At 60.0% G+C, this 10174-nt stretch carries 8 protein-coding genes; 1 reads left to right on the plus strand and 7 read right to left on the minus strand.

The window, feature by feature from the left end; all coding sequences use genetic code 11:
* The first annotated feature begins 12 nt into the window (after positions 1 to 12).
* The gene (locus LQ215_RS16065; RefSeq protein ID WP_230151324.1) at positions 13 to 1869 is read left to right on the plus strand and encodes a bifunctional O-antigen ligase/aminoglycoside phosphotransferase family protein; all 1857 of its coding nucleotides are present in this window, start codon (positions 13 to 15) and stop codon (positions 1867 to 1869) included.
* 94 nt (positions 1870 to 1963) lie between these two features.
* On the opposite strand, the gene LQ215_RS16070 is transcribed toward LQ215_RS16065, so the two are convergent.
* Genes LQ215_RS16070 through LQ215_RS16100 form a run of 7 tightly spaced genes read right to left on the minus strand, consistent with a single transcriptional unit; the run spans position 1964 to position 10135 of the window.
* Positions 1964 to 2848: a glycosyltransferase gene (locus LQ215_RS16070; protein ID WP_230151326.1), complete on the minus strand. Its 885-nt coding sequence runs from the start codon at positions 2846 to 2848 to the stop codon at positions 1964 to 1966.
* Positions 2845 to 3999 carry a glycosyltransferase family 4 protein gene (locus tag LQ215_RS16075; RefSeq protein ID WP_230151327.1) on the minus strand — a complete coding sequence of 385 codons (1155 nt, stop codon included), beginning with the start codon at positions 3997 to 3999 and terminating at the stop codon, positions 2845 to 2847. Before LQ215_RS16075 ends, LQ215_RS16070 begins: the two co-directional genes overlap by 4 nt.
* On the minus strand, positions 3996 to 4880 hold the full coding sequence (locus LQ215_RS16080) for a DUF6625 family protein (RefSeq protein WP_230151329.1): 885 nt from the start codon (positions 4878 to 4880) through the stop codon (positions 3996 to 3998). The genes LQ215_RS16075 and LQ215_RS16080 overlap by 4 nt, the downstream gene beginning before the upstream one ends.
* Before the next feature lie 60 nt (positions 4881 to 4940).
* The gene (locus LQ215_RS16085; RefSeq protein ID WP_230151331.1) at positions 4941 to 6359 is read right to left on the minus strand and encodes a PIG-L deacetylase family protein; all 1419 of its coding nucleotides are present in this window, start codon (positions 6357 to 6359) and stop codon (positions 4941 to 4943) included.
* Between the two features lie 8 nt (positions 6360 to 6367).
* Positions 6368 to 7264 carry an antimicrobial resistance protein Mig-14 gene (locus LQ215_RS16090; protein WP_230151334.1) on the minus strand — a complete coding sequence of 299 codons (897 nt, stop codon included), beginning with the start codon at positions 7262 to 7264 and terminating at the stop codon, positions 6368 to 6370.
* On the minus strand, positions 7264 to 8394 hold the full coding sequence (locus LQ215_RS16095) for a glycosyltransferase (RefSeq protein ID WP_230151336.1): 1131 nt from the start codon (positions 8392 to 8394) through the stop codon (positions 7264 to 7266). Before LQ215_RS16095 ends, LQ215_RS16090 begins: the two co-directional genes overlap by 1 nt.
* Complete coding sequence (locus LQ215_RS16100) at positions 8378 to 10135, minus strand: carbamoyltransferase family protein (RefSeq protein ID WP_230151337.1); 1758 nt, start codon at positions 10133 to 10135, stop codon at positions 8378 to 8380. Before LQ215_RS16100 ends, LQ215_RS16095 begins: the two co-directional genes overlap by 17 nt.
* Positions 10136 to 10174 lie beyond the last annotated feature (39 nt).

Genomic DNA, 10174 nt, shown 5'->3' on the forward strand with positions numbered 1-10174 from the left:
GAATTCCTAAGCATGTTATCCAAGCACGCCGCCACGTCCCATAGAGTCTTCGACTTCATCTGCCAGTGGATTCTTCCGCTTGGTTTCCTGCTGCTTCTGTGCGCCCTGTTCTTTCTGCCGGGGCGCAGCCAACACCATAAATTATTCTATGGCTTGTTCAGCATCCCGGCCCTGATAGCCCTGTGCCTGAGGCCGAGCGTGCTGAAGGAACTGATCCGCGAGCCGATTTTCATCGCGCTCCTGATGTTCGCGGGGTGGGCGCTGATCAGCTTGTTGTGGACACCCGGGAGCGAAGATATCTCGCGTCCGATCAAGATCACGTTGCATACCACATTCTTGTTCGTCGGCTCCTATCTGCTGGTGCGCTATCGCAGCGACCTGCTCCACCCTCTGCTGTTCGGCGCGGCGACGGTCGCCCTGGTCGCCACGCTCTACAATTTGTATGTGTTTACCCAGGTCTACCGACCGGGGATGCGACTGATCGGCGGCGGCGCCTTCGACAATCCACTGCTCGCCTCACACCTGTACGGGTTCTTTTGCGTTTACTGGTTAAGCCTGAGCATGCTCTGGAAAAATCGCCACATTTTCTGGCTGAGTGTCCCTGCGGCCCTGGTCATGTTCACCGCAGTCGTCGCGACTGGCTCAAGGACTCCCTTGGTCGCATTGTGCGCCGCCGCCATCTGGATAGGCATCCTTTGCTGGGATCGTCGCTCGATTGTCCTGTGTGGTCTCCTGATCATTGGCGGCGGCCTCACAAGTGTATTGTTTAACCAGATGATCCTCGCCCGCGGAGACTCCTACCGGTTTGAGATCTGGCAGATAGTATTGAAAAAGATCGCCGAGCAGCCATGGATCGGCCACGGCTATGGCGCAGATCTTGTTGTTGATCCAGGCATAGGACGAATGCTCGGAGAACCCCATAACTTCGCCCTCGGCGTCCTGTACTACGTCGGGATTATTGGCTTTCTTCCATGGATTTTTTTCCAGGCCTGGGGTTTGCTGAGCAGCTGGCGTTATCGGGCCCAGCCCTTGCTGGTAGTCGCTTCCACCTGGCTGGTATATGGCATGGCAGCGGGGCTGACTGAAGGTGGAGGTATTCTTTCCCGGCCGAAGGAGCATTGGTTCCTGCTGTGGATCCCCCTGGCCCTGATCGCCGCCTTGAGCATCAATTACCGCGCCAGGCGCTTGCTGGTCACGCCAGTGCAACGACTGACACCGCAAGCCCTGGATAGCCTTACCGCGGGAGCCCAGGTCATCGAGTCCGATGGCCTGGGACCCAAAGTCCTGCGCCTGGAAGGGGGAGACTTTCTCAAACTGTTTCGGGCACGCCGCTGGTTCACCTCGGGCGGCTTCAATCCTTATTCCGAGCGTTTTGCGGTACACAGCCAGCAATTGCGAAACCTGGGGATACCGAGCCCGACAATCCTTCACGTGTACCATCTCAAGGACGGTAGCAGCGCGGTGCACTACGTTCCCCTGCCAGGGATGACCTTGCGCCAGGCGCTGCAAGCGACTTCTACGCCCGCGGAGCGCCACGCCCTGGTCGAGCGTTTCGGTAAATTCATGGCGCAATTGCACGAGCGAGGCGTTTACTTTCGCTCGCTGCACCTGGGCAATGTGCTGGTATTGGAAAGCGGTGAATTCGGCCTGATCGATGTAGCCGACCTGCATCTCTATCCGTCCTCCCTCAGGAACGCGCTTCGCCAGCGCAATCTGCGCCACATGCAGCGCTACAAGGAAGATTACGGCTGGCTTTTCGAACAACACCTCGAGGCGCTGCTTGGCGGTTACGCCATGGTTGCCTCAAAACCGGAAGTCGATAACTTGCAAAAGCGTATTTTGTCGGGGAGCAGCCCAGCTCGGGCATGATGCCTCCCCTTCGAACGTCAATCTTCTAGCCCAGGCCGCTCTTCAGCAATGAATGCAGCGGCCCCGGTCTTTTTCGGAGCCGCCGATCGGCGGCTCAGTGTTTTTCCAGCGGACAAAAAAACAGGCGACCCAGGCCTCGCCAGGTTTTCTTGTTCCAGGCCCTGAAAGGAATCTGTGCCAATAATTCGCGAGCGAATGTGTGGTCGCGGTTGGACGTTTTCAGGAACATGGAATTGAGGAACTTGTAGCGCACCTGTTCATAAAGCGGATGATCGCTGAACAAGGCATAGGTGCGCAGGATACTGTCGGTCATGAACCGATGGTTCTTGTAGGAGTTGGTCGCGTGCTTGCGATAGCGTGCCATCAAGACGCTCAGGCCATCGATGAAATAACCGGCCCGGGTCACTTTAAGCTCGATCAACAGGTCTTCCAGGCGAATCTGCGGATCGAACCCACCCACCTTCTCCAGCGCCTCGCGACGAATCATCAGGGTCGGTGCCGGCGGGTAGGGTTTGCGCTCCATGAACATGTCTTCGAAATCCAGGCGCCGGAAAGGTACCTCGCGATTCTGACGACTCTCGGGGAAAAGATTCCCGTCCGCATCGATCAGTTCGATATTCCCCGCACAGATACCGACCTCGGGCTTGCCGTCCATGTAGGCCACCTGAACGGCAATCCGCTCTGGCAGCATAATGTCGTCGGAACCAAACGGCACGATCAGACTGCCTCGGCAGCGGACGATGGCTTCATTCAGCGTATTGGTCAGCCCCTGGTTCTGCTGGACTCGAAAGTCGAAGCCGTGGACCACCTGCAAGCGCTGGATACGTTCGACGCTGTCATCCGTGGAGCCATCATCGATGACCAGCAACTCTATGTTCGGATAGGTCTGTTCCAGCACACTGAGGATGCATTCCTCAATGTAGCGGCCATGGTTATAAGACGCGATGATCACGCTTACGACAGGTTGCGCGGCACTCATGGCTGTTCCTTCTTGGCTTCATTCAGGCCGGTCTCGATCAACTCAAGGTATTGCCGACGGAATACTTCGATGTCGTGCTGCTCCACAAGGTACCGATAGGCGCGCTCGCCACAAGCCTTGAGCTCGATGTCAGAAAGCCCCAGGTAAGTGTCGAGTGCCGTTATCAGGCTCGGCACATCGGCGGGCGTCACCGCCAGGCCACCGGCCCCCTCAATCAATGGCAACATGGCCGGTACGTCCGAAGCGATCACCGGCAGATGTCCACTCATGCCTTCCAGCAGCGCCAGGCCCAAGCCTTCGGCCAGGGAGGGCATGGTCCAGATATCGAACGCCCTCACATATTGCAGAGCGTTTTCCTTGAAGCCCAACAGGTGGGCGCGATCCTTCAGGCCCAACTGTTCGATCTGCGCCGCCAACCGGGACTCCTCCCGTCCGGCGCCGATGATCGCCAGTTGGGCCGAAGGGTATTTATCCTTGAGCGCGGCAAAGGCTTGCAGCAGGTATGTATGCCCCTTGACCGGAACCAACCGACCCAAGGCACCCACCAGCCTCACCGAAGGGCTGATACCCAACAGTTCACGGGCGCGCTCACGCGAGTGCTGCAAGGCTTCAGCCTGTTCGATATCAATGGCGTTGGTGATGGCGTAGGTATTGGGATCGGTAAAACCGCAACGACAGTCCAGCAGATACTGCTTGACGGCCGGCGATACGCCGACAAATCGCCAGTGGCGATCCACCAGCCGCTGCGTCTGGCGGCGGCGATAAAACCGGTCATATTCCCCGAACCCGTGGGAAATGCCGATGCACAGCGGGACTTTCAACCATCGATTGAGCTGCAGCATCATGTTGACGGGTTTGAAACGATTGCACACGACTACATCGAATTTTTCCCGGCGGCAGAACTGGTACAACTGCCACATCGCGCGAAGGCGCATTCCCTTGAGCGCCTTGTCGGAAAATTCGAAATAAACCGAACGGTCCGCCCGACTGACGGCTTCGCCAGGCCCCGGGCGACCTCTTAAAAAAGCCGCTGTCACCTCGTAGCGTTCACTGGGCAGGGCCTTGACGATCTGTTCCGCAAGATCGGCGAAGTCATGCTGTTTAACGTTGTAATCCGGCTGCAGCTGCAGCACCTTCAACCGCTGACTCATAATTCTCCTTGGTGCAAACCCGCCGCATCAATCATCCAGGCAGGCGATGTCGCCAGCCGTTGTATCTCGGCAGGATCTGGCTCGGGCAGGGCCGACCACTCGTTGCGCTTCCAGCAGACGAAATGAAAATAGGGGAAAACGCGATCCCCATCCCGATCATTCGTCAGGCGACCATTACGCCAGTACCAGCGAAGGGGGAAATTCTCTGAACCGTCATGCCACTTTATGCAACCACCCGGCGTGCTGAACGCTTCTGTGAACTCACTGCGTCGACGCCATGGATTGAATTTACCCACCAGGGTAAACAGCGGCTCGGGAAAATTCTTGCGCCACAGGAAAATACGGCTGAACGCGCCTTCGTCCAACGCGTGGTGCTGATCATCGGTAAAACGTTCTTTCCAGTGTTTGATCAGCTTGAACACTTCCCGTGCACGGGCCGTGTTGCGTATCAAGCACAAATGGCCAGCGACACGTCGCTCATGGGTGGAGAACACGTCACGGCCGGCCAGGCGTTCAGCGGTGAAATACTGCCGAAGATCACCGTACACCAGGTCGATATCGCCAAAAGCCCAAAAGTCATAGCCGTCGAGACGATCGCTATGAATGTACCCGAGGGCAGGCTTGATATCACACAGCTTGTAGGGCTGTTTCGGCCTGAATTCGATCTTCAATCGCCGGGAAACCAGCTGGCAATAGGCCTCGAACGTGGTGCTTTCGACCGTTACGTTCGGTGGAAGATTTTCCGGAACACCGCAATCACTGAACAACAGCCAATCAATATCAGCGTTACGCCGGCAACTTTCGAGAAACAAGGGCATCCAGAACGGCCAGCGTCCGAAATACGGAATGATAAAAAGAATACGCGGGCATGGATTGATCACAGCAAGCTCACATTCATCAAGGACGAAGGACGCTGGAGGTGGTTATGCGTCATTTACGTGTTACCTGTGTTTCGCAGGTGTCAGCAGCCAGAGGAGCTCGTGACGCCTGACCGCTTTGCGGAAAAAATCGTTCTCGCCATAAACAGACCTCACTCTACGAGTCAGGACATATTGTATCCATCGCCTCAACCGGCGTTTCAGAGGCGCACGCGGTTGCAGGTCATGCATCATGCCCAGCGCCATGGCCTTGTCCCGCTGGGCAACCGATGATACGGGCAAGCTCAGGGGTTGCATCAACTGACCGGAATCAAAGACCGGCGGCAACGCCACGCCTTCCCCGGCATGCCCCATGGGCCAACGGTCATTGTCGTGCAGGTGATTGGCATAGCCCAACAGCGTGGTCGGTTGCCACTCCAGGCCCTCGAGGGCTTGCAGGACGGCATGATGGGCGCAGAGATGGTCCGGGTGCGGATCCAGGGTCGGATGCGGCAACACGATGACCTCGGGACGTGCCTTGAGCAGCAGTTCACGCAGGTCCGCCAACAGGTTGTTCCAGGTCGGCGCGCCGTCGGCATCGCCAGGCAGCAGGAACGGGTTCAACTGACGGAACAGCCGGGTATCGCTCAGGTCAGCCTCGCGAGAACCTTGGGGTTGGCTCGGCGCCGCCTGCATGGCCGCCAGTTGCAGACAGAAGTAACCCAGCTGCACGCAATGCGCTTCAGGCACCCCGGCCCAACGCGGTACAGCAATGCTGTCCCAGGCACGCAAACGGCCCTTGAGCCGCGCCGCTTCGACGCGGTCCAGCCCCATCTGCTGATAATGCTCGGCTTCGATTTCACCAGCGGTCAGCGTGACGATCCAGGCTTCGTCAGCCTGGCTGTACAAACCGTAGGCAGCCAGCTCCGCATCATCGGCGTGGGGAGCGATGACCATCACCCGCTGGCGCTGCACTGGCGGCGCCGTGAAGGACCATAACGTCGGCTCGCCCAGCAAACGGCAGAAGCGTCCGCGCAGGCGCAGCTCGCCCCGGGACAACGCGGCGCCCTGCTCGCTGAGATTGAGATAGCGCAGGCCGTTGACCCCGCGCTCGAAGGTTTGCAGGTCCCTTTCACCGCCCGACAATTCGACAACCGGATCGATGAAGCGCCCCAGCCAGGTGCTCTTGACTCGCAACGCGAGAATCAGCGTCGCGCCATCGTCCAGAATCACGCCGTCGTCCAGCCGCAGCCGCCCGGCGTTGAGGTGCACCTTGGGTTGCTGGGTGAACGGTGGGAAGCTGTACTGGTAATCCTCCCTGGGCGAGTAGAACAGATGATCGGCGAACCATGCTTCATGGGCGATCCAGCCCAGCACCGCCAGCACCAGGGGCAGCCACCAGGCCACGGCCACACCCAGCAAGACCAGCACGATGAGGGCCAGCAGCAGCCCCACGCGCTTGTTGCGACGGTGGCGCCGGAGCAACTGTTGCTTGCGACTCATCGGTGGGTTCATACGGTAAACACCGGCACGGGGTTGCACCAACGGTCCTTGTATTCGCGGTCCGCCCGGCCGAACGAGAAACGCAACGGCTTGCCAGCGGCACGGGCATGTTCCCAGGCGCTTTGGGTGTTGAGAAAGCTCAACACACTGCCGGGGCTGAATTCGCGAGTCTGTGGGTCAACGCCACCGTTGATGTACTCGACGCTGATCCACTCGGGCGCTTCGACGCGATATACCAACTGGATGGCAATCGGCGCATCGTTGAGGAAGATCACCGAACCGATCAGCCATTCACGCAGCAACTCGATCACCTCGCCCATGCGCTCGGCACCGGTGGCGGCAAAGCCCCAGCGACGCAGGAACAGGTCGCAGTAGATCGAAGCCAGCTCGGCACTGGAAAACTCGCCGACCGGCCGCACCACGCCGCCCGCCTCTTCCAGCAAGCGCAGCTCACGGCGCTGGTTGTAGCGAAACTTCTTGGACAGCTCTTCCGGCGTGCGGGCCATGGCCAGTTGTTCCTGCTGCAACTTCAAGCCACTGAAGCGCCCCTCGTTGAGGGCCGACAGATAGCGCCCGCGATGACGCAACGGCGCCTGTGCATCCGGCGCTGCCGGCAGGATCAGCTCGGCATTGCCCAGGTCGAACAACCCTTTCTTGCCGCTGCGCTTGAGCACGTCCTTGGACAACGCCAGGTCACGGCCCCAGGTCGGTATGGCCGCCTTGAGCTCGCCGTCCTGCTCGAACGCCAGGTAACGCACGGGGATCCCGGCCAGGGCCGCCAGGCGCTCGACCACCTTGGGATGGGTCGCCACGCTGCCGCCAAACCGTTGCCAGGCCTGGGCATAAATCGACGCGTCTACGGCTGTCCAGCCGCGCTCACGCCAGCCTTGGAATCGATTGAACATCAGGCCCTCGGCGCCAATTCGGTGACTTGGGGCAAACGCCAGAATGCCTCGCGTACGGCGCGATCCGAGAAACGTTCGCGCAAGCGCTCGAGCATCAGCTCGGCGCATTGGCGACGCTGCAGATCGTCCATGGCCGCCAGGTGTTGCAGCCCCTGGGCCATGTGCTCTGCGTCACCCTGCGGAAACAGGATGCCGACGCCTTCGACCACTTCCTTGGCGCCACCGCAAGCAGTGGCCAGCAACGGTACGCCGGCAGCCATGGCTTCGAGCAGCACCATGCCAAACGGCTCATGGTCGGAACTCAGGGCAAACACATCGAACGCGCGGAAATAACGGCGCGCCTCGGGCACTTGGCCGAGTAACAGCACACGGTCGGCAATGCCCAGCTCCAGCGCCAATGCCCGAAGCTCCCGCTCCCGACGCCCCTCACCGAGAATCGCCAACTGGCTGTTGGCCGGCAGATACGCCAGCGCCGCAGCAAAGCCGCGCAGCAGCGTGGCCTGGTCCTTGTCCGGGTGCAGGCGCCCGACATTACCGACAATCCAGGCATGTGCGTCCAGCCCCAGGGTATGCCGCGCCTCCTCGCGGGAGACCAGGCTGGCCTGCGTGGCGTCGAGGTCGATGCGGTTGTAGAGGGTCTGGATCCGGGCAGCCGGCCATTTCGGCAGGCAGCGGCGCATGTCGTCACGCACCGCATCGGAAACCCCGAGCAGGCTCAGGCGTTTACGAAAAACATGGGCGAACAACCGGCGGGTACGCCGCTTGTAGTCACCGAAGGCATGATGAACGCCGATCACCGGCAGGCGAGTGCCGAGCAGGACGATGTAGATCGGCTTGAAGCGATGGGCAATGCAGAAACTGAAATTGCGCGAGGCGGCAATCTTGCGCAGGTCGCTGATGGCGCCCAGCTTCAGGCCACGAATGGCGCTGGAGCGGTACTCCATGAACAGCACCTCGTCCGAGCCACAAGCGGCGGCAACTTGCGCATCCGCCGCTCCGGTGAGAAACACCGTGGTCACGCGATAGCCAGTGCCCGCGAACAGGCTGGCGTACTGACGGGCGCAGTCCAGGAACGGCCCGTCATAACCGTGGCAGAACTGCAGCACATGTCGCTCAGCCGAGCGTGTCATAAGCGTCCACGCCGTCTTTGACCACCAGGATGTCTTCCATGATCAAGTATTGCAGATCGGAACCGAAGAACATGTTCAGCGCATCGGTCGGCGAGCAGATCATCGGTTCGCCACGACGGTTGAGCGAGGTGTTCAGCGACACGCCGTTGCCGGTCAGGACTTCCAGGGCCTTCATCATGTCGTAGTAACGCGGGTTGTATTCGCGCTTGAGCACCTGGGCCCGGGACGTGCCGTCTTCATGGACGACTTCCGGCACGCGGGTTTTCCATTCTTCGGCCACTTCGAAGGTGAAGGTCATGAATGGCGCCGGGTGGTCGACCTTGATCATCAGCGGCGCAACGGTGTCGAGCATCGACGGGCAGAAAGGCCTCCAGCGTTCGCGGAACTTGATCTGTTCGTTGATCCGATCGGCCACGCCACTGGCGCTTGGGCAACCGATGATCGAGCGACCGCCCAAGGCACGCGGACCAAACTCCATGCGCCCCTGGAACCAGGCCACCGGGTTGCCGTCGACCATGATCTTGGCGATGCGCTCGGGGGTGTTGTCGATCTTGCGCCACGCAGGCTTGCTCGGATGACGGGCGCACGCGGCGATCACATCTTCGTTGCTGTAGGCCGGGCCGAGGTAGACGTGTTCCATCTTCTCTACCGGCACGCCACGGGCGTGGGACACATAAGCCGCCGCACCCACCGCCGTACCGGCGTCGCCGGAAGCCGGTTGCACGAACAGCTCCTTGACGTCGTCCCGGGCGATGATTTTCTGGTTCAGCTTGACGTTCAGCGCACAGCCGCCGGCGAAGGCCAGCTTGCCGGTTTCCTTGAGCACGTCGCCCAGGTAGTGGTCGATCATTTGCAGCGCAAGCTTCTCGAACAGCGCCTGCATGCTCGCCGCGTAGTGAATGTACGGCTCGTCGGCAATGTCGCCTTCACGTTTCGGGCCGAGCCATTCGATCAGCTTCGGCGAGAAGTAGAAACCCTTGCCCTTCTCTTTATAACGACGCAGGCCGATCACGTTGGCGTAGTCGGTGTTGATCACCAGCTCGCCGTTTTCGAACGAGGCCAGGCGCGAGAAATCGTACTTGGTGGCATCGCCGTAGGGCGCCATGCCCATGACCTTGAACTCGCCGTCGAGCATTTCAAAACCGAGGAACTCGGTGATCGCACCGTACAGGCCACCCAGAGAGTCCGGATCGAAAAACTCCTTGATCTTGTGGATCTTGCCGTTTTCGCCGTAACCAAAGAAGGTCGTGGCATATTCGCCCTTGCCGTCGATGCCCAGGATCGCCGTTTTTTCCTGGAAGCCCGAGCAGTGGTAGGCGCTGGAGGCGTGGGCCAGGTGATGCTCGACCGGCTCGATCTTGATCTTTTTCGGATCGAAGCCCAGTTGCTCCAGGCACCAGACGATCTTGCGGCGATAGCGTTTGTAGCGACGGTTGCCCATCAGGATCGCGTCGAGGGCCCGGTCCGGGGCGTACCAATAACGCTTGGCGTAGTGCCAGCGCGCCTCGCCGAACAGGCTGATCGGGGCGAAGGGGATCGCCACCACATCGACATCGGAAGGCTTGATGCCGGCCTGTTCCAGGCAGAACTTCGCCGATTCGTAGGGCATGCGGTTCTTTGCATGTTTATCGCGTACGAAGCGCTCTTCCTCGGCCGCCGCGATCAGCTTGCCGTCAATGTACAGCGCGGCGGAAGGATCATGGCTAAGGGCGCCGGACAGGCCAAGAATCGTCAATGCCACAGGGTCTAGCCTCTTATGTCTGCATACGGGCGACAAGCG

Source organism: Pseudomonas brassicacearum, from assembly GCF_918698105.1.
GTDB lineage: Bacteria > Pseudomonadota > Gammaproteobacteria > Pseudomonadales > Pseudomonadaceae > Aquipseudomonas > Aquipseudomonas brassicacearum_F.